This window comes from Modestobacter sp. VKM Ac-2978, assembly GCF_026968025.1.
In the GTDB taxonomy this organism is placed as follows: domain Bacteria; phylum Actinomycetota; class Actinomycetes; order Mycobacteriales; family Geodermatophilaceae; genus Modestobacter.
On sequence record NZ_JAPVBP010000006.1, the window covers coordinates 154,942 to 173,298 of the forward strand.

The window sequence follows — 18,357 nt, forward strand, 5'->3', positions numbered from 1 at the left end:
CTCCGGACCCGGGCACTTGTCGACAGAACCGGACGAAACCGCAGCTCAGCCCGGCAATCGCCGGCCGATGACCTCGGCCGCCGATCCGACGCACCGGCGTGTCGGGCCGTCTGGTGGGATGGGCGGATGCGCACCCCGCTGGTGATCGACACCGACCCGGGCATCGACGACGCACTGGCCGTGCTGCTGGCGCTGGCCAGTCCCGAGGTCGACCTGCAGCTGGTGACGACGGTGCACGGCAACGTCGGCCTGGCCCAGACCACGGAGAACGCGCTGCGGGTGCTGCACCTGGCGGGGCGGTCGGACGTGCCGGTGGCCGTGGGCGCCCGCACCTCGCTGGTCTTCCCCCAACCGGAGCGGGCCGGCCACGTGCACGGGGCGGCGGGCCTGGGCGGCGTCGTGCTGCCCCCGTCCCCGGCCGCGGTCGACCCCCGGCCCGCGGTCGTGGCGCTGGCCGAGCTGCTGCTGGCCAGCGAGCAGCCCGTGACCGTGGCCGCGATCGGCCCGCTGACCAACATCGCCCTGCTGCTGGGGGTGTACCCGGAGGCGGCGGCGCGGATCGGCCGGCTGGTCGTGATGGGCGGCTCGGCGACCCGCGGCGGCAACGTCACCGCGGCCGCGGAGTTCAACGTGTGGGCCGATCCGGAGGCCGCCGCAGCGGTGTTCGGTGCGGGCCTGCCGACCGTGCTGGTGGGGCTGGACGTCACGCTGCCCACGGTGCTCACCGCGGCGGGGATCGCCCGGTTCGCCGCGGCCGGCCCGGTGGGCGCCCAGGCGGCGGCGGTCCTGCAGCAGTACGTCGACCACGCCCGCAGCAGCTACGGCGTCGAGGGCGTGGTGGTGCACGACGCCCTGGCGCTGACCGAGGCGATCGTGCCGGGCACGCTGACGGCCGTGCGCCGGGACGTCGTCGTCGACACCGGGCACGGGGCCGGGCGCGGGCAGACCCTGGTGGACCGCCGGACGACGTCGTCCTCGGCCACCGCGGTGGCGGTGGCCGAGGACGTCGACAGCGAGGCGGCGGTGGAGTTCCTGGTCAGCCGGTTGTGCGGGCTGGCCGAGCGGACCTGATCAGGCCGGCTCGACGAGCCCCGCGGAGACCATCCACTCCAGCGCGACGTCCCCGGGCTGCTCGCCGGCCACGTCGACCTGGGCGTTCAGCTCCTGCAGCACGTCGTTGGTCAGCAGCGGGGTGATCTGCCCGAAGAGGTCGGCGAGCTCGGGGTGCTCCTCGAAGGTCTCGGTGAGCAGCACCGGCGAGATGTTGTAGTTGGGGAAGAACGCCCGGTCGTCCTCGAGCACCGTCAGGTCCAGCGCCGTGATCCGGCCGTCGGTGGTGAACACCTCGCCGAAGTTGCACTGGCCCTGGTCGGTGGCCTCGTAGACCGCGCCGGTGTCCAGCGTGCTGACGTTGTCCCGCGGCACGCCCTGCGCATCCCCGAGCTCCAGGCCGTAGGTCTCCAGCATCGGGACGAACCCGTCGTTGCGGCTGGCGAACTCGCTCTCCACGCAGAAGGTCCGCTCCTCCACGGGCAGCTCGGCGATCTCCGACAGCGTGCTGATCCCGCCGAGGTCGTCGACCGCCTCGCTGCGGACGGCGAAGGCGTAGGTGTTGTTGGCCTCCGCGGGCGGCAGCCAGGTCAGGCCGTTGGCCAGTTCGGCGTCCCGGACGGCCTCGTACTGCTCCAGCGGGTCCGCGATCGGTGCGGTCTCGCCGAGGTAGGAGAGCCACGCGGTGCCGGTGTACTCCCACTCCATGTCGATCTCGCCGTTGACCATGCCCTGGCGAGCCGGCACGGAGCCGGGGATGTTGGTCCGGTCGACGACGTCGAACCCGGCGGTCTGCAGCGCGATCACGGCGATCTTGCCGAGGATCAACTGCTCGGTGAAGTTCTTCGACCCCACCACGATCTCCTCGCCCGCCACCCCCTCGATCGGCTGGATGTCGGCCGGCGCGGACGCCGGGGTGTACTGCGTGGCGGCCTGCAGGCCGCACCCGGTGAGGAGCGTGGCCGCCGCGAGGGAGAGGGCGGTGGTCGCGCGCGTGCGCATCAGAGTCCCTTCGGTCGGGCGACGTGCTCCACGACGCGGCCGAGCCAGTCGATGGCCAGCGCCAGGAGGGCGACGAGGACAGCGCCGCTGAACAGCAGGCTGTCCAGCGAGAGGTTGATGCCGGTGGTGATCAGCTGGCCCAGCCCGCCGCCGCTGATGAAGGTCGCCAGCGTGGCGGTGCCGACCAGCAGCACCAGGGCGGTGCGTACGCCGGCCAGGATGACCGGGACGGCCAGCGGCAGCTCCACCCGCAGCAGGACGGCGAGGGCGCTCATGCCCATCCCCCGGCCGGCCTCGACCAGGCGCGCGTCGACGCCCTGCAGCCCGACCATGGTGTTCCGCAGCACCGGCAGCACCGTGTAGAGCACCAGGGCCACGACCGCGGACCGGAAGCCGAACCCCAGCCAGGTGGCCAGCAGCACGAACAGCCCGATCGCCGGGGCGGCCTGGCCGGTGTTGGCCACGCCCAGCACCAGCGGCGTGGCCCGGCGGAACGGTCCGCGGGTGAGCAGCACGCCCAGCGGGATGCCGATCAGCAGCACGATGACGGCGGCGAACAGGGTGAGCTGCAGGTGCTCCACGATGCTGCGACCCAGCACGCCCCAGCCGAGCTGCCGCTGCTCGGTGTCGGCGAGCTCGGCGGTCGACCGCCAGACGACGAAGGCCAGCACCCCGGCCAGCACGAGGACCGGCTGCACGAGCAGTCCGCGCCAGGCACCGCGGGCCTCGTCCGCGGCGCCGCCACGGGCCGGCGTCTGGGTCTGGGCGAGCGCGTCGTCGACCTCGGTGTCGGGGTACGCCTCGGTGGCCGCGGGGCGGGGCGCCGTCATCCCTGCACCTCGTCGCGGGTGCGCTGGATCGCGGCCATCACCGTCTCCACCACCATGACGCCGGCGACGCCGTCCCGGCCGGTCACGACGACGCCGCCCTGGCTGGCGGCGAGCATCGTGTCCAGGGCGTCGTTGAGCGTGGAGCGCAGCCCGACCACCGGGAGCTTCTCGTCCACGGTGTCCGGCACGGTGGCCGCCCGGGACAGCTCCGCGAGCGACGGCCAGCTGATCGGCCGGCCACGGCGGTCGGTCACCACGACGTACTTCTCCCCGGCGGCCGACGCGCGGCGGACGACCTCGGCGGCGTCCTCGCCCACGCTGGCCTGCGTGGGGTGGATCAGCTCGACGTCGCCGACCCGGGTCAGGGTCAGCTGCTTCAGCGTCGCGCCGGCACCGACGAAGTCGGCCACGTACTCCTCCGCCGGGTCGGCGAGGATCGCCTCCGGGGTGTCGTACTGCACCACGCGGGCGCCGACGTCGAAGACCACGATCCGGTCACCGAGCTTCACCGCCTCGTCGAAGTCGTGGGTGACGAAGACGATCGTCTTGCCCAGCTCCTCCTGGATGCGGATCAGCTCGTCCTGCAGGCGCTGTCGGGTGATCGGGTCGACCGCGCCGAACGGCTCGTCCATCAGCAGCACGGGCGGGTCGGCGGCGAGCGCCCGGGCGACCCCGACGCGCTGCTGCTGGCCACCGGAGAGCTCGCGGGGGTAGCGGTCCCGGTACACCTCGGGGTCCAGGCCGACCAGCTCGAGCAGCTCGTCGACCCGGGCGGCGATCCGCTTCCGGTCCCACTTGAGCATCCCCGGGACCAGCCCGATGTTGGTGCCCACGGTCATGTGCGGGAAGAGCCCACCGGCCTGGATGACGTACCCGATCCGGCGGCGCAGCTGGTCGGCGTCCTGCCCGGTGACGTCCTCGTCGCCCAGGAAGATCTTGCCGCTGGTGGGCTCGACCAGCCGGTTCAGCATCTTCAGCAGCGTGGTCTTCCCGCAGCCGGAGGGGCCGACGAACATGACCATCTCACCGGCCGGGATGTCCAGGTCGACCGAGTCGACGGCCGGCGTCCCCTGACCGGAGTAGCTCTTGGTGACGCCCTCGAGCCGGATGGAGACGCCGCTGACCTGGCGCTCGGTGCTGGTCGGTGCGGGTGCGGCTGCGGTGGCGCCGCCGCGCTCAGCGGTGGTCTCAGACACGGATGCCCCTCGAGGTGGTCAGGCGACCGACCAGCACCAGCACCACGTCCAGGACGAGGGCCAGCAGGACGATCGCGATGGTCCCGACGAGCGTGGCGTTCAGTGCATTCGCACCGCCCAGCCGGGAGAGTCCGGAGAAGATGAAGCTGCCCAGGCCGGGGCCGAGCACGTAGGCGGCGATCGCGGCGATGCCCATGACCATCTGGGTGGAGACCCGGATGCCGGCCAGGATCACCGGCCACGCCAGCGGCAGCTCGATCCGCAGGAGCGTGCTCATGCGGCTCATCCCGATGCCGCGGGCCGACTCCACCAGCGAGCGGTCGACGCCGGCCAGGCCGACGACGGCGTTGCGCAGGATCGGCAGCGCGGCGTAGAAGGTCACCGCCAGCACGGCCGGGGTGATCCCGAACCCGAAGGGCGCCAGCAGGATGCCCAGCAGCGCGAAGGACGGGATGGTCAGCCCGATGGCCGAGAGCCCGTTGGCCAGCCCGGTGAGCCGCGGGCTGCGGTAGGCCAGCACCGCCAGCCCGATCGCGATCACGGTGGCCAGCAGCACGCACTGCACGACCAGGCTGACGTGCTGGAAGGCCTGGAAGGCGATCAGCCCGCGCCGGTCGACCAGGTACTCCCACATCGGCCCACCCCCTCTCCGCACCCAGGCCACGCTGGGCCGGGTGGTCGTCGTCCTGATGGAGCCGCACTCGGTCCGGCGAGGACTCGGGCGGCCTGGTGGGCGTGCGCCCCCGGCGCGCACGGCGCAGCTGCGGGGTGCTCCACCGCCGGACACGGGCCGTACCGCGCCGGCGGCCTCATCTCGGCCGTGTGACACGGTGTCACACCCGTCACGCGGATGGCGAGCTCGCCAGGTGACGAAGTGATGACTTTCCTGACCGGGTACAGGGACTGGCGTGCCTCGATCGGGGTAGTGACTCGGCCCGGTCCGCTCCGCGGGCAGGTGCCGACGGGAGACGATCGGCGGCGGACACCACGAACGTGTCCCGGTCTGGAGGAGGACCCATCAAGACGGTCAGGTCGGCAGCCGACGAGGCGCCGTTCCAGGTGCGGCTCGCGGACGGCCCGGAACCGGGGCAGGTCATCGCCTCCGTGTCCGGCGAGCTGGACGCCGCCAGCAACCCGCTGCTGCAACAGACCCTGCTGGCTGCGCTGCGCCAGGCGGAGGGCCTGCTCACCATCGACCTGTCCGGGGTCACCTTCTTCGGGTCCGCCGGGGTCACGGCGTTGGTGTGGGTCAGCCAGCACCCGGAGGCCGCCGGCAAGCACGTCGGGGTCATCGCGACCAGCCGCATCGTCACCGGGCCGCTGGAGCTGACCGGCCTGCTCCTGCGGCTGGACGTCCAGGGGATGCCGGGCGTCGCCGCCGGCCCGCAGGACAGCGAGGACCGGGCGCGGCGCTGACCGCGCCGAGCCGACACGTGACCCCCCGTGCTGCACGCGCCCTCTGCGTCCGCCACCATGGTCCCGGCGGAGACACCGGCCGGCGGGAGGCCCGAAGAGTGAGTGCACTGGTCTGGCCGGCGGCCGAGGTGCCCCACGAGGACGGCGACGTCTGGCGGTGGGAGCTCCCGACGGTGCACGACGCGTCCCGGGTCCGGATGGACCTGCGGGCCCGGCTCGCCCACCCGTCCCTGGCCGCCCGGTCCACCGAGGACGCGCGCGAGGGACTGCTGCTGGTGTTCGAGGAGCTCAGCTCGAACGCGCTGCGGCACGGTGGCGGTGCGGTGGTGGCGCTGATCGTCGCCGTCCCGACCGGCTGGCTGATCGTGCTCACCGACGGCTCGCCCGACACCCCGCCGCGCCCCGCGGTCGACCGCGACCCGGCCTATGGGGGGATGGGGCTGCCGATGGTGGCCCAGCTGTCGGTCGACTACGGCTGGTGCAGCGACGCCGAGCGCAAGCACGTGTGGGCCCGGCTGCCCTCCGGGCTGTCCACCGCCTCGGTCCCCCGGCCCCGCTCCTCCTCCGGCCCGGCAGGGGCCTGACGGAGCGCCTCGGTCCGGGAGTTCAGCTCCGCACCACCGTCACGTCGCTGAACCCCTCTGCGGTGCTCGGCACGGTGAGCCGCCCGGCTGCGCTGTAGAGCCCGACCAGCGGCACCCTCGCCCGCCCCTCGCGGGCCTCGTTGCGGGCCCGGCAGGTCTCCAGCGGTACGTCGAGGAACACCGCCCGGGCCGGGACGCCGGCGGCCGCCGCCAACGCGATCAGCGGCGCCCGCTCGGCCAGCGACGGCGAGGTGTTGTCGACGACGACGCTGGCGCCCTCGGCGAGCAGGGCGGCCACGGTCCGCTGCTGCCGGGCCTCGCGACGCCGGGCGTTCGGCCAGTGGTCCTTGCTGACCACCGCGTGCGTGCCGGCCAGGTGCTCGGTGACCCACCTGGACTTGCCCGACCCCTGCAGGCCGACCATCACCACGAGCTCCTGGCGTGCCATGGCCCATCCGGTACCCGCCCCGGCCCACGCAGTCGCTGCAGGGGTTGCGCGGCCACGGCACCGGGCATGGAGGGGCATCTGTCCCGAGACCCGAGGAGGGCCCCGTGTTCCCGGCCGAGAACATCCGTGACTGGCGCACCCTGAACGTCGTCGACCCGGACGGGAGCAAGATCGGGACGTTGGAGTCGGTGTACGTGGACACCACCACCGACCAGCCGTTCTTCGCCGCGGTCATCACCGGCTTCATCGGTCGGCGCCAGCTGACCTTCGTGCCGCTGACCGGCGCCACCGTGGCCCCCGACCACATCCGGGTCACCGTGTCCAAGGACCTCACCAAGAACGCCCCGTCCATCGACACCGACGGCGAGCTCACCGTCGAGCAGGAGCCCGACGTCTTCGCGCACTACTCGATGCCCTACACCGGCGGCGTGCGCCGGCTGGCCCGCCGCTAGCCGTACCGACCGGGGAGGTCGGTGCGGTCCGCTCCGGGACCAGCACCGGTTGGCCACCTCTTGTTCACGCAGAAGTCCCCCAGTTGTCAGCTGTTCGCTACCGACCTACTGTCCTCGGGGACCTGGGTCGCCGCTGCACTCGGGGCGTCGACTGCAGGGACTCACCATGCTGACCGTCATCCGGCCGCGCCGTCTGCTCGTGGTCCTGGCCGGGATGAGCCTCCTGCTGGGAGCCGTCAGCCTCGTGCTGAACCTCGTCGTGCTCGGCGCCGACACGCCGGGCCAGCTGGCGGCGGGGATGCGCTCCGGGGTGCTCGACCTGCTCAGCGTCAACCGGGAGGCGAACCTCCCGACGTGGTTCTCCTCGGCCCTGCTGCTGGCTGCCGCTGCCTCGGCGGCCGGAGTGGCCGCGTGGGCCCACCGGAACCGCGACCGCTGGCGGTGGCACTGGTCGGTCCTCGCCGCGGCGTTCGGCTACCTGTCGGTCGACGAGCTGCTGCGGTTGCACGAGCGGGCCAACCACCAGGTGGGCAAGGTCGTGGAGACGAGCGGGGTCTTCACCTTCGGCTGGTGGGTGCTGGCCGCCCCGCTGGTGGTCGTCTTCGCCGCCGCCTACCTCCGCTTCCTCCGCGGGCTCCCCGGACGGATCGGTCTGCTCATCGTCGTGGCGGGGACCCTCTACGTCGGCGGCGCCATCGGCATGGAGGTGGTGGGCAGCTGGCTGGCCGACGACCGCGGGACGCTGTCCGCTCCGTACGTCCTGGCCACCACGGCGGAAGAGGTGCTCGAGATGCTCGGCGTGGTCGTCTTCCTCTACGCCGTGACCACCTACGCGAACTCCCGGATGAGCGTCGTCGACGTACCCGTCGCGAGCGCCGCCACGAGCCTCGACGAGGCTGCGGACCGCGGTGGTCGGGGTCGGCACGACGACGCTGCGCGCCGGACCGCCACTGCCCCGGGCGTCTCGGAGTTCGACGACGACACCGGGATCGGCGGCGCCCGCGCGGCCTGACCGGCCCCTTCGTCAGCCGCGGCGGGCGGCGAAGAGACCGGCCGCGTCGCGCAGGCTCTTGGTCGGGCGCAGCCAGGCGCCGTCCGTCGGCAGGGCGTCCAGCCGGACGCGGTCCAGCGGCTCGACGAACGCCCCGGGCACGTCCTCGATGTCGACGAACTGCAGCAGCTCGGAACTGATCGCGTAGCCGGCGACCTCGCTGAACGCGACGACGACCACCTCGGTGCCCGCGCGCGCCAGGTCCTCGAGCGGCTCGGCGAAGTTCCGGCCGTCACCGGAGAAGACGACCAGGCGGCGCAGCTGGTGGCTGTGCGCCCGCACGCTGATGTGGTCGAGCATCGACTGGTCGATGTCGTCATCGGGCTGGAGCTTGGGCCGGGCGAAGACGGCGTAGCCGAAGCTGCGCAGCGCCTCCACCCAGCGCTGCAGCGAGGTGGCGTGCTGCGGCGGCACGTTGGCGAAGACGCAGGCCTCGACCTCCGGCGGCTGCACCGCCCCGAGCTCCTCGGCACCCTCGACGAACCACGCGGCGATCGCGTCGAACCGCGGCCGGGACGCCGCGGTCGGGCGCGCGCCGATCACGTTCGCCAAGGTCATGTCGATGTTCGGTGCGTCCCACACCAGCAGGTCCAGCGACGGGCGCGGCCCCTCGGACGAGAACCCCTCGTGCCCGTCCACCGATCCGGTCGCGTCGTCGAGGATCTCGGTCATCGGCCCAGTCTGCCGGTCGGGGTCCACCGGCGGGACCGGTGGGCGCGCGATCGCGGTGGGCGTGCCGCCCGGGGCGGTCGCCCGACGCCGACGGCGGCCGGTCACCGGACCGCTCCGACGCACCGACGACGGCACCGCGACCAGCTCACCCCGGCACCGTACGAGACGCACCGGACGCTCAGGTCGTGATGGTCACCAACCGCTTGATCGCCAGCAGGGCCAGCGGCGCGTAGCCGAGCACCAGCGGCGCGAAGCCGCTGATCCGCAGGCCGGTCGTCGTCCCGCCGTCCGGGCCGGCGCTCACCCAGTGCGCCAGCCCGAGCCGGGTCGGTCCGACGGTGACCTGCCAGCTCCACGACCGCGCCGCGTCGGACACCTCGTCGACGACGAACGGGACGGAGGTGCGCAGCGGGTCGTGCACCCGGCCGGTGACGCCCTGGGCGATCCGGGGGGCGGTGGCCTCCACCCGGCTGATCTGCGGGGACCACTCCGGCCAGCGAGCGGGGTGGACGAAGCGGTCCCACACCTCGCCGGGGTCGACCGGGCCGGTGGCGTGCAGGGTCACTGTGGTCACCCCGGACGGGTGCCCGCCCAGCTGCCGACTGACACCCGGGCGGGCTGATGGCCGGGATCCGCCCCCGAGAGTGACCCAGGCCGGTCCATCCGCGCCCGACCAGCATGCCCCCGGCCCGCCCACCGCGCAGGTCCGGTTCCACGTGGAACCCCCGACCAGCGCCGTCCGGACCGGACGCGAGGATGGTGGCGTGCCCGGGTCCTCGCCCTCACCGGTCCTCCGCGCGATGACGCCGGCCGACTGGCCCGCCGTCCGCGAGATCCACGCCGCCGGCATCGCCACCGGACTCGCCACCTTCGAGACCGAGCCACCGACCTGGGCGGCCTTCGACGCCTCCCGCCTGCCCGGTCACCGGCACGTGGCCACCGACGGCACCGGCGCGGTCCTCGGCTGGGTGGCGTGCAGCCGTGAGTCGCCGCGGGCGGCCTACGCCGGCGTGGTCGACCACTCGGTCTACGTCGCACCGCACGCGGCCGGCCGGGGCATCGGGCGGCTGCTGCTGCAGCGGCTGATCGACTCGACCGAGGCCGACGGCATCTGGACGATCCGGGCCGGGGTGTTCCCCGCCAACACGGCCAGCCTCGCGCTGCACGAGCGGCTCGGGTTCCGGGTGGTCGGCCGTCGGGAACGGATCGGCCGCCGGGTCATCGACGGGCGGGCGAGCTGGCACGACGTGCTGTTCCTCGAGCGCCGCAGCCGGGTGGTGGGCCGGGACGGCGACCCGGCCTGACCCCGTCAGGCCGCGGGGCCGCCGAGCAGGAGCTGGCGCAGCAGGTGCAGGGCGAGCGTCGTCGTCCGCTGGCGCACGGCCTCCCGCGACCCGAACAGGGTCAGTGAGCGGGCGACCGCGCCGTCCGGGCCGGCGGCGGACAGGTGGACGGTGCCGACCGGCTTCTCCGCCGTCCCGCCGCCCGGACCGGCGATCCCGGTGACGCCCACCCCGACGTCGGCGCCGAACCGGCGCCGGGCGCCCTCGGCGAGCGCGGCGGCGACCTCCGGGCTGACCGCGCCCGCGGCGGCCAGCGTGCCGGCCGGCACGTCGAGCAGCTGCGTCTTGGCACTGTCGGCATAGGCCGCGACCCCGCCGAGCACCCGGCGCGACGAGCCCGGCGGTGCGGTGAACCGCGCGGTGAGCAGCCCGCCGGTGCACGACTCGCCGATGCCCACCGTCCACCCACGCTCGTCCAGCGCGGCGGCGACCAGCTCGTCCACCGTGGGACCGTCGCTGAACAGCGTGTCGCCGAAGTCGGCGGTGACCACCTGCACCAGCCGCTGGTGCGCCGGTTCGGCGTCCGGGCCGTACCGGGTCACGATCTCCAGCTCGCCGTCCCGCAGGCAGGTGGTGATCTCCAGGCCGGTCACCTGGTCGTCGACCCGGCGCAGGGTGGCCGCCAGCTCGGACTCCGGCGTGCCCCACAACCGCAGCGTCGACTGGCGCAGCTCGGTGGCCCCGGCCAGCGCCCGGCGCACCGGCTCGGCCGCCAGCGCCGCCGGCCACATGCCCTGCAGCTCCGACGGCGGCCCGGGCAGCACCAGCACCGGGGGGCCGGTCCGGCCGTCGGCCACCGGGACGACGAGGCCCGGTGCCGTGCCTACCGGCTCCAGCACCGTGGCGCCCGCCGGGACCTGCGCCTGCTTGGCGACCCCGGCTGCGGTCGCCGCCGGGTCCATCCGCCAGCCGCGGCGGGCGCTGAGCCGGGCGACCACCTCGGCGATCCGCTGCTCCAGGGCAGGGTCCAGCGCCGAGGGCCGGCCCTGGAAGTCCCCGACCAGGGCGGCGGTCAGGTCGTCGGCCGTGGGGCCCAGCCCGCCGGTGGTGATCACCAGGTCGGTGCCCGCGCCGGCCAGGAAGGCGAGGGCGGCCCGCAGGTCCTCGGGCCGGTCCCCGACGACGACCACCGAACCGACGTCGACGCCTCGGGCGCGCAGCGCCTCGGCCAGCCACGGCCCGTTGCGGTCGGCCACCCGGCCGGTGAGCACCTCGGTGCCGGTGACGACGATGCCCGCGCGTGCTGCCACGGGACCGACCCTAGGCGGGACGCCGGACCACGGCGCGGGGGCAGGATCCCGGTGGCCTCCCGCGGCTACGGTGTCCAGCGCCCTGCCCCGCCGTCCGGCCGGAGTCGACCAGGCCGCCGGCGCCTCGGCGCACCCCACGAGGAGGACACGTGAGCCAGCCGCACCCGCCGATCCCCGAGCCACAGCCGCAGCCGCAGCCGGCACAGAGCGGCGCGACCCGGCACCCCGCCGGGGACCAGCACGCCCCCACCGAACACCCCGTCACCGAGCACCCGGCCACCGAGCCCGCGGTGACCGGCACGACCGACGATCCCCGCACCCAGTCGATCCTGCTGCCGCCCAGCCAGCGCGAGACGGTCGAGCCGGAGCAGACGGACGCCGGAGCGCACGGCAGCCACCAGCCGTACCAGCCCTCCTACGACCCGCCGACCGCCGTGCACGGGACCGGCCCGGTCGACGTCGGGTCCGGGTCCACGCCCACCCCGTCGCCCAGCCCGCCGCCGGTCCCGGGGCCGGCCACCACCCCCGGCACCGCGCCCGGCACGCCGTCAGCTGGGGCGCAGGACGGCGGGTCGTCGTCGTCCTCGGTCCGTTCCCGTCTCGCCGCCGTCCGCTCCTCGGGCCGGCCGGGGACGGAGCTGGTGGCCCTCCTGCTCGGCGTGCTCGGGCTCGCCCTGCTGGAACTCGGGCTCAACCTCGACTTCGTCAACCAGTCGCTGTGGGACGTCGTGCCCACGTGGTCGGCGTTCGCCACCGTCGCCGCCCTCGTCGCGCTGGTGCCCTCGGCCGTCGCCCTGGCCGGGCGGCGGGGGTCCGCCCGGACGGCGTGGCGGGTCGGCGCCGGTGGCCTGGTCGCCCTCGCCGCCTTCTGGGTGCTGATCGCCCTCCCGCTCGTCGCCAGCGACCGCGGCTTCTGGCTCACCGCCGCCCTGGCCGCCACGGGCGCCGCGGTGGTGCTGGCCCCGGGCCGCCCCGAGTGACCCGGGGCCGCGGCTGGTTCCTCTGCGCCGGGGTGCTCGCCCTCGCCTCGCTGGGGCTGCCGTGGGCCGGGCAGCTGTCCGGCACCGGGCACCCGGCGCGGGTCGCCGTCCTCGCCGCCCTGGCCCTGGCGGTGGTGGGGCTGCGCCGCCGGCAGGACCAGTGGCTCACCGCCGCGCTCGCCGCCGCCGGCGTCGGGCTGCTGCTCGGCGGGATCGACGCGTCGTCCGGCCGGGTGGCGCTGGCCGCCGCGGCGACCTGCCTGGTCCTCGGCTGCCGGGCCGCCGGGCACCGCATCGTCCCGTCCCGGTGGGCCGGGGGCACGGCGGGCTGAGCACGGGCACTACCCGCGCACCCGCACCGCCAGCACCGCGACGTCGTCGTCCACGGACCCGTCGAGCCCGGCGAGCAGCCGGTCGCACAGTTCCTCCAGCGGAAGGTGCGCCCACCGGGCGAGCGCCCCGGCCAGCCAGGCCGTGCCGTCGTCCAGCACCGCACCCCGGCGCTCCACCAGCCCGTCGGTGTAGAGCACGACCGTCGACCCGGGCACGAGCAGCTGGGTGTGGTCGCTGCGCAGCACGGACGGGTCGACGCCCAGCAGCAGGTCCGGCTCACGCTCCAGCACGGTGACCGTGCCGTCGGGGTCGAGCAGCAGCGGCGGCGGGTGCCCCGCGTTGCTCCACCGCAGCAACCGGTCGCCGGTGCCCACCTCCTCGACCGTGGCCAGGACGCCGGTGGCGAGGGTGGCCACCTGCAGGTCCCGCAGCGCCCGGTCCAGCGCGCTGAGCACCGCCCCGGGGGTCCCACGCCGGCTGTGGGCGACCCCCCGGAGCACGTTGCGGACCTGCGCCATCGCCGCCGCCGCGTGCCGGTCGTGCCCGGTGACGTCACCGATCACCAGGGCGAGCCGGCCGTCGCCCAGCAGGAAGGCGTCGTACCAGTCCCCGCCCACCTGGGCCAGCGACGCCGCCGGCAGGTACCGGACGGCGACCTGCAGGTCGTCGGCCTCGGGCGGCTCGGTGAGCAGGCTGCGCTGCAGCGCCTCCGCCATGCCCTCGACCACGGCGTGCTGCGCTCGCTCGTCCGCCCGGGCCCGGATCCGCTCCAGCGCCAGCGCGGACTGGCCGGCCAGTGCGTGCAGCAGCTCGAGGTCGCTCTCGGCCAGTGCCGGGGAGTGCATCCAGCCCACGCTCAGCGACCCGATCCGCCGGGAGCCGCTCTCCAGCGGCACCGCGGCCCAGGCCTGGACCCCGGTCACCGCGGCCACCCTGGCCAACTGGGGCGAGAACGCCTCGGTGGCCGCGCGGTCGGGCAGGACCACGCGCTCCCCGGTGCGGGCCGCGACGCAGCCGGGATAGGGCGCGTCCAACGGCAGCACCGTCTCCGGGCCGACGCCGACCGGGGCGATCCCGTCGGTGCGCACCAGCCGCAGCCGGTCGGCACCGTCGCACACCCCGATCACGCCGCCGTGGGCGCCCAGCACCACCAGGCCGCGCTCGTTGACCACCCGGGCGAGGTCGTCGAGGGTCTCCGCGCGCCCCAGAGCCAGGGCGACGCCGGAGAGGGCGGCGAGCCGGCGTGCGGTGTCCGCCTCGGCCTGGCGGGCGACGCGGAGCTCGGCGCTGCGGGCGAAGAGGTCGCTCTCCACCTCCAGCACCCGGCGGTGCCAGCGCTGCCCCCGGCCGCTGGGGTGGTCGGACATGGCCTGCTGGCGCACGTAGTCGGTGATGTCCTCGACCCGCTGGAGCAGGTGCCGGCAACGCCCCTCGTCGTCCAGCACCGGGACGCTGATCAGGCTCCAGAAGCGCTTGGTGAAGCCGCCGGAGCCGTCGGGGATGTCGAACTCCTGCACGGGCAGGGTCTGTGGGCGGCAGCTGTCCCGGGCACGCTCGAGGGAGGCCCGGATGCGGCTGCCACTGGCGTCGGGGGCGGTCGAGTCGGGGTTGCCGGGGAACGCCTCGAAGACCAGCTGCCCGACCAGCTCGGCCCGGGTCCGACCGGTGTTGGCCAGGTAGGCCGGGTTGGCGTCGACGATGACCAGCTCGGGCGTCAGCACCAGGTAGGGCGTGGGCATCGCGGCGAAGAGCGCCGCGTGATCAGGGGGCGATGCCGCCAGGTCCGCGGCAGGACCCGCGATGCCGGTCGGGTGGTCCGACCCGTTCGCCGCCGCGCTCACGACCCTGGATGCCCCCCATGGCCACTGCCTCGTCGGACCGGGCCTGTGGCGGGCAACATACCGGCGCTGGGCACCGCCGGGGGCTGCTCGGCTCAGTCCTTGTCGGGCTTGCCGTTCCCGCCACCGTTGCCGTTGCCGGTCCCGTTCCCGGGATTGCCGCCCGCCCCGTTGCCATTGCCGTTGCCGTTGCCGTTGCCGTTGCCCGGGGACGTCCCCGGCTCGGGAAGGGTCTCACCGTCGGCGGTCTCGCCGTCGTCCGTCTCGCTCTCGTCGGTCTCGTCCTCGCCCTCAGTCGCCTCGTCCTCGGCGCCGTCGTCACCCTCGGCTGGCGCCTCCTCGACCGGCGCCTCCTCGACCGGCTCCCCCGTCGGGCGCACGCCGGTCGTCGCGGTGGGCGTCGGGGTGGGGACCCGGGTGGGCCTCGGTGCAGGGGTGGTCGCCGGGACGGGAGCCGGCTGCTGGACCACGGTGTCGACCGTCCGCTCCCGACTCGGCCGGACCGGCGCCGGGGCGTCGCTGGGGGCGACCGCGTAGCTGACCAGGACCGTCTCCCCCGCGCGGAGCTCCGTCGCCAGCGGCGCGACGTCGACGACCGTGCCGGGGTCGGCGGAGTCGGTCTCCGTGGGCTGCGCCTCGACGACCAGGTCGAGGGCCTCCAGCTGGGCACGGACGGCGTCGACCGGGCGGCCCAGGTAGTCAGCGGCGTCCAGGACCACGGTGGCCGGGGAGGCCACCACCTCCCCGGGGACCTCCACGGCGGCCGCGATCGGCGTCGTCCCGGTCGGGGCGAACGCCTGCAGCACGACGGCCGCCAGACCGGCCCCGACCAGCAGCGCGACGAGCGGGACCAGCAGCCGGCCCAGGCCGCCCTGCGGGGCGGGACGGCGGGTGGAGCGCTCGGTGGCCGACGACGCCCCGGCCAGCGCGGCCGCGTCCGGCAGCAGCCAGAAGCTCTGCGTGTCGGTGCGCTGCACCGCCGGCAGCTCCCGCCCGGCGAGCACCTCGTCGATCGCCGCGACGACGGCCTCGCCGTCGGGGTAGCGCTGGGCAGGGTCCTTGACGATGGCGCGCTCGACCAGCCGCCGCACGCCCTCGGGCAGCTCCGCGGGGAGTGGGGCGGGCTGGTCGCGCAGATGGCGCAGCGCGATGGTCACCGAGTTGTCACCGTCGAAGGCGCGCCCACCGGTCAGGCACTCGTAGCCGACCATGCCCAGGGCGTAGACGTCGCTGGCCGCCGTGGCGTGTGCACCCGAGGCCTGCTCCGGGGAGAGGTAGGACGCGGTGCCGACCACCTGGCCGGTCTGGGTGAGCGGGACGCTCCCGGCCGACCAGGCGATGCCGAAGTCGGTGATCTTGACGGTGCCGTCCCACCGGACCAGCACGTTCCCCGGCTTGACGTCCCGGTGCACCACGCCGGCAGCGTGGGCGACGGCCAAGGCGGAGGCGGTCTGCCGGAGCACGTCGAGCGTCCGGTCCGGCGACAGGCGCTCCTCGCGGGCCAGCACGGTCGACAGCGACTGGCCCTCGACCAGCTCCATGACCAGGTAGGCCAGGTGCTCACCCGAGCCGTCGGCCGCCTGCTCCTCGCCGTAGTCGTAGACGGCGGCGATGTTCGGGTGGCTCAGCGCAGCCGCGTGGTGTGCCTCGGCGCGGAAGCGGGCCAGGAACAGCTCGTCACCGGTGTACTCGCTGCGCAGCACCTTGACCGCGACGGCCCGGTCGAGCAACTGGTCGTGCCCGCGCCACACCTGGCCCATGCCGCCGGAGGCCAGCAGGGTCGCCAACTCGTAGCGGTTCCCGAGGCTCCTCCTCGTGGGCTCCACCACCGTGCGCCGTCCCCTCGTCCTGCCTCGTCATCACGTACGAACCCCAGCCGGCCGGCGCTGGCGGGCTGGACGCACCGAAGGGGTTGATGCCCCGCCAGAGCGTTCGTACACATGCCGACGACCGGCTCGTCGGGCGACGAGACCAACGTCAGGTCGAGACGGACTGTTCCCGCGCGAGGCGCTCCCCCGCCGCCGCCAGCCAGTGAGCCGGGTCGGCCATCGCGCCCTCGACCGAACCGGCCAGCTCGGTGAGCGAGAGCGCGCGGGCCACCGGCAGCTCCTCGGCCGCCACGACCCGGCCGGCGACCACCGCCACCGGCACCGCCGCACCGCGCGCCCGCTCGACCAGGTCGCCCACCACCTTGCCCCGCAGCGACTGGGCGTCGAACTGCCCCTCGCCGGTCACCACGAGAGCCGCGCCCCGCAGTGCCTCGTCCAGACCTGCGGCAGCGGCCACCGCCTGCGCGCCACTGACGAACTCCGCCCCCCAGCAGGCCGCGAAGCCGTAGGCGGTCCCGCCGGCCGCCCCGGCCCCCGGCGCCTCCCGGTCGCCCCCGAGCAGGTCGGCCAGCCGGGCCAGCGCCGCGTCGAGCTCGGACACCTGCGCCGGGTCCGCGCCCTTCTGGGGCCCGAACTGGCCGGCGGCGCCCAGCGGCCCGAGCAGCGGTGCGGTGACGTCGACCAGGCACTGGACGCCTCCGGCCGGCGGCGGGACCAGCCCGGCCAGGTCGACCCGGGCCAGCCGGGACAGGGCGCCGCCGCCGGGGGGCAGCGGGGCCCCGTCGGCGTCCAGGAAGCGGGCGCCCAGCGCAGCCAGCGCACCGGTGCCGCCGTCGGTGGTGGCGGAGCCGCCCAGGGTGAGCATCACCCGGTTGACGGCCGGATCGGCGAGCACGGCAGCCAGCAGTTGCCCCAGCCCCCGGGTGGTGGCGCCCAGCGGGTCGGGCTGCTCGAGCAGCGGCAGCCCGGCCGCCCGGGCCATCTCCACCACCGCCGTCCCGTCGGGGAGCAGCAGCCAGGCGGCGTCCACCGGGCGCCCGTCCGGCCCGGTCACCGGCGCACTGCGCCAGCAGGCGGCCGGCAGGTCGTGCCCGAGCGCCTCGAGCGTGCCCTCACCGCCGTCGGCCAGGGGGACGGCGATCAGTTCGTCGCCCGGCCGCACCCGGCGCCAGCCGGCGGCCAGCGCCTCGGCGGCCGCCGCCGCACCGAGCGTGCCCTTGAACGAGTCGGGGGCGATCACCACCCGGGTCACCCTCGGTCACCGTCGCCGTCGTCGCCGCAGCACATGACCGGCAGCCTCGCCGGTGCCGGGGGCGGGCGGCAAGCCGGGGGGTCGGGCCGGCGAGGAACGTGCCGCCAACAGGTACCGATCGGCCCGGGACCTGCCGAGGAGGACCGCGACGGCCGCTCGCGCAAGCCCACGACCAGGAGTGCAGGTCCGATGATCGGTGCCACGTCCACCTCCGCCGCCCCCGCCCGGGCACTGCGACCCGTCACCGTGGGCGCCACACCGGCGCGCTGGCGGCGGAACACACTCGCCGCCCTCACCGCCGAGGACCGCGCACTGCTCGCCGAGGCGACCGGCGTGCAGCTGACCGCGGACGGCGAGCGGGCCGACGGACGCGTGCTGGTGCCAGCCGTCGCCTCCGCCGTCGCCCGGGACCGGCTGACCGGGCTGCTGCCCACCGGCCGACCGGTCAGCCGGGTCTACCTCGAGCAGATGTGGGCCGCCCTGCCCCTGGGGCCGGGCTCGGCCGGGACGATCAGCGACATCACCGCGCTGCTGGACGTGCTGGCCCGCCGGGACGCGCACCAGGCCCTGGCCCGCCCCGCCTGAGCAGACCGCACCGACCTCGCGTGGGCGTGGGCGTCGGCGTGGGCGTCGGCGTGAGCGTCGGTATCGGCGTCGGCGTCGGCGTGTCGTCGAGCGCGTGGCCGGCCGCACCGTCCGGGCGAGTCGACCTGCGGGCGCTTGTGCTCTGGTGCACCAGTGCAGCCAGAGCACAAACGGACCGGAGGGGCACCACCCGGTCAGCCGCGCACGGTGGCCGGACGCGCCCGTACCGCTGAACAGTGCCCGGCC

At 75.2% G+C, this 18,357-nt stretch carries 20 protein-coding genes; 9 read left to right on the forward strand and 11 right to left on the reverse strand.

Translation table 11 applies throughout. From position 1 onward, the window contains the following. Positions 1-126: 126 nt before the first annotated feature. Entirely contained in the window at positions 127-1,071 is a 945-nt protein-coding gene (locus O2W53_RS15965; protein ID WP_269164048.1) for a nucleoside hydrolase, read from the forward strand. Here the strand turns inward: O2W53_RS15965 and O2W53_RS15970 are convergent, their stop codons facing one another. Genes O2W53_RS15970 through O2W53_RS15985 form a run of 4 tightly spaced genes read right to left on the reverse strand, consistent with a single transcriptional unit; the run spans position 1,072 to position 4,712 of the window. Continuing rightward, the gene (locus tag O2W53_RS15970) at positions 1,072-2,052 is read right to left on the reverse strand and encodes a glycine betaine ABC transporter substrate-binding protein (RefSeq protein WP_269164049.1); all 981 of its coding nucleotides are present in this window, start codon (positions 2,050-2,052) and stop codon (positions 1,072-1,074) included. It abuts the gene before it with no gap. Next, complete coding sequence (locus tag O2W53_RS15975) at positions 2,052-2,882, reverse strand: ABC transporter permease (protein ID WP_269164050.1); 831 nt, start codon at positions 2,880-2,882, stop codon at positions 2,052-2,054. Before O2W53_RS15975 ends, O2W53_RS15970 begins: the two co-directional genes overlap by 1 nt. Continuing rightward, the gene (locus O2W53_RS15980; RefSeq protein WP_269164051.1) at positions 2,879-4,078 is read right to left on the reverse strand and encodes an ABC transporter ATP-binding protein; all 1,200 of its coding nucleotides are present in this window, start codon (positions 4,076-4,078) and stop codon (positions 2,879-2,881) included. The genes O2W53_RS15975 and O2W53_RS15980 overlap by 4 nt, the downstream gene beginning before the upstream one ends. After that, complete coding sequence (locus O2W53_RS15985; RefSeq protein WP_036335960.1) at positions 4,071-4,712, reverse strand: ABC transporter permease; 642 nt, start codon at positions 4,710-4,712, stop codon at positions 4,071-4,073. The genes O2W53_RS15980 and O2W53_RS15985 overlap by 8 nt, the downstream gene beginning before the upstream one ends. 425 nt (positions 4,713-5,137) lie before the next feature. Between O2W53_RS15985 and O2W53_RS15990 the strand changes: the two genes are divergently transcribed. Both O2W53_RS15990 and O2W53_RS15995 read left to right on the forward strand, forming a co-directional pair. Further along, a complete protein-coding gene (locus O2W53_RS15990) occupies positions 5,138-5,494 on the forward strand; it encodes an STAS domain-containing protein (RefSeq protein WP_269164209.1) in 357 nt (118 codons plus the stop codon). A 98-nt stretch (positions 5,495-5,592) separates the two neighbouring features. After that, a complete protein-coding gene (locus tag O2W53_RS15995) occupies positions 5,593-6,078 on the forward strand; it encodes an ATP-binding protein (protein WP_269164052.1) in 486 nt (161 codons plus the stop codon). 22 nt (positions 6,079-6,100) lie between these two features. On the opposite strand, the gene O2W53_RS16000 is transcribed toward O2W53_RS15995, so the two are convergent. Then, positions 6,101-6,526, reverse strand: a complete 426-nt coding sequence (locus O2W53_RS16000) for an AAA family ATPase (protein WP_269164053.1) — start codon at positions 6,524-6,526, stop codon at positions 6,101-6,103. A gap of 104 nt (positions 6,527-6,630) precedes the next feature. On the opposite strand from O2W53_RS16000, the gene O2W53_RS16005 reads away from it, so the two are divergent. Both O2W53_RS16005 and O2W53_RS16010 read left to right on the forward strand, forming a co-directional pair. Next, positions 6,631-6,978: a PRC-barrel domain-containing protein gene (locus tag O2W53_RS16005; RefSeq protein ID WP_269164054.1), complete on the forward strand. Its 348-nt coding sequence runs from the start codon at positions 6,631-6,633 to the stop codon at positions 6,976-6,978. A gap of 166 nt (positions 6,979-7,144) precedes the next feature. Further along, positions 7,145-7,990, forward strand: a complete 846-nt coding sequence (locus tag O2W53_RS16010; protein WP_269164055.1) for a hypothetical protein — start codon at positions 7,145-7,147, stop codon at positions 7,988-7,990. Positions 7,991-8,002: 12 nt separating this feature from the next. On the opposite strand, the gene O2W53_RS16015 is transcribed toward O2W53_RS16010, so the two are convergent. Further along, positions 8,003-8,701, reverse strand: a complete 699-nt coding sequence (locus O2W53_RS16015; RefSeq protein ID WP_036332547.1) for an NYN domain-containing protein — start codon at positions 8,699-8,701, stop codon at positions 8,003-8,005. A gap of 178 nt (positions 8,702-8,879) precedes the next feature. Beyond that, positions 8,880-9,275: an SRPBCC family protein gene (locus O2W53_RS16020; protein WP_269164056.1), complete on the reverse strand. Its 396-nt coding sequence runs from the start codon at positions 9,273-9,275 to the stop codon at positions 8,880-8,882. 190 nt (positions 9,276-9,465) lie between these two features. Here O2W53_RS16020 and O2W53_RS16025 point away from each other — a divergent pair, with 190 nt between their 5' ends. Then, positions 9,466-10,005, forward strand: coding sequence for a GNAT family N-acetyltransferase (locus O2W53_RS16025; protein ID WP_269164057.1), 540 nt, complete (start codon positions 9,466-9,468; stop codon positions 10,003-10,005). Between the two features lie 5 nt (positions 10,006-10,010). Here the strand turns inward: O2W53_RS16025 and O2W53_RS16030 are convergent, their stop codons facing one another. Next, the gene (locus O2W53_RS16030) at positions 10,011-11,294 is read right to left on the reverse strand and encodes a competence/damage-inducible protein A (protein ID WP_269164058.1); all 1,284 of its coding nucleotides are present in this window, start codon (positions 11,292-11,294) and stop codon (positions 10,011-10,013) included. Between the two features lie 149 nt (positions 11,295-11,443). On the opposite strand from O2W53_RS16030, the gene O2W53_RS16035 reads away from it, so the two are divergent. Beyond that, positions 11,444-12,274 carry a hypothetical protein gene (locus tag O2W53_RS16035; protein WP_269164059.1) on the forward strand — a complete coding sequence of 277 codons (831 nt, stop codon included), beginning with the start codon at positions 11,444-11,446 and terminating at the stop codon, positions 12,272-12,274. Beyond that, on the forward strand, positions 12,271-12,606 hold the full coding sequence (locus tag O2W53_RS16040; protein ID WP_269164060.1) for a hypothetical protein: 336 nt from the start codon (positions 12,271-12,273) through the stop codon (positions 12,604-12,606). The genes O2W53_RS16035 and O2W53_RS16040 overlap by 4 nt, the downstream gene beginning before the upstream one ends. Positions 12,607-12,615: 9 nt before the next feature. Here the strand turns inward: O2W53_RS16040 and O2W53_RS16045 are convergent, their stop codons facing one another. The 3 genes from O2W53_RS16045 to O2W53_RS16055 all read right to left on the reverse strand — a co-directional run bounded on the left by O2W53_RS16045 (position 12,616) and on the right by O2W53_RS16055 (position 17,526). Then, on the reverse strand, positions 12,616-14,346 hold the full coding sequence (locus tag O2W53_RS16045; protein WP_269164061.1) for a SpoIIE family protein phosphatase: 1,731 nt from the start codon (positions 14,344-14,346) through the stop codon (positions 12,616-12,618). A 194-nt stretch (positions 14,347-14,540) separates the two neighbouring features. Continuing rightward, on the reverse strand, positions 14,541-16,274 hold the full coding sequence (locus O2W53_RS16050; protein WP_269164062.1) for a protein kinase domain-containing protein: 1,734 nt from the start codon (positions 16,272-16,274) through the stop codon (positions 14,541-14,543). A gap of 148 nt (positions 16,275-16,422) precedes the next feature. Further along, entirely contained in the window at positions 16,423-17,526 is a 1,104-nt protein-coding gene (locus tag O2W53_RS16055; RefSeq protein ID WP_269164063.1) for a glycerate kinase family protein, read from the reverse strand. A gap of 189 nt (positions 17,527-17,715) precedes the next feature. On the opposite strand from O2W53_RS16055, the gene O2W53_RS16060 reads away from it, so the two are divergent. Further along, on the forward strand, positions 17,716-18,111 hold the full coding sequence (locus O2W53_RS16060) for a hypothetical protein (protein WP_269164064.1): 396 nt from the start codon (positions 17,716-17,718) through the stop codon (positions 18,109-18,111). The last annotated feature ends 246 nt before the right edge of the window (positions 18,112-18,357 follow it).

Excerpts from the sequence above, each read along its gene's own strand:
- O2W53_RS15970 (WP_269164049.1), bottom strand. The coding sequence starts at position 2,052 with ATGCGCACGCGCGCGACCACCGCCCTCTCCCTCGCGGCGGCCACGCTC.
- O2W53_RS15965 (WP_269164048.1), top strand. The coding sequence starts at position 127 with ATGCGCACCCCGCTGGTGATCGACACCGACCCGGGCATCGACGACGCA.
- O2W53_RS15975 (WP_269164050.1), bottom strand. The coding sequence starts at position 2,882 with ATGACGGCGCCCCGCCCCGCGGCCACCGAGGCGTACCCCGACACCGAG.
- O2W53_RS16000 (WP_269164053.1), bottom strand. The coding sequence starts at position 6,526 with ATGGCACGCCAGGAGCTCGTGGTGATGGTCGGCCTGCAGGGGTCGGGC.
- O2W53_RS16010 (WP_269164055.1), top strand. The coding sequence starts at position 7,145 with ATGCTGACCGTCATCCGGCCGCGCCGTCTGCTCGTGGTCCTGGCCGGG.
- O2W53_RS16045 (WP_269164061.1), bottom strand. The coding sequence starts at position 14,346 with ATGCCCACGCCCTACCTGGTGCTGACGCCCGAGCTGGTCATCGTCGAC.
- O2W53_RS16060 (WP_269164064.1), top strand. The coding sequence starts at position 17,716 with ATGATCGGTGCCACGTCCACCTCCGCCGCCCCCGCCCGGGCACTGCGA.
- O2W53_RS15985 (WP_036335960.1), bottom strand. The coding sequence starts at position 4,712 with ATGTGGGAGTACCTGGTCGACCGGCGCGGGCTGATCGCCTTCCAGGCC.
- O2W53_RS16015 (WP_036332547.1), bottom strand. The coding sequence starts at position 8,701 with ATGACCGAGATCCTCGACGACGCGACCGGATCGGTGGACGGGCACGAG.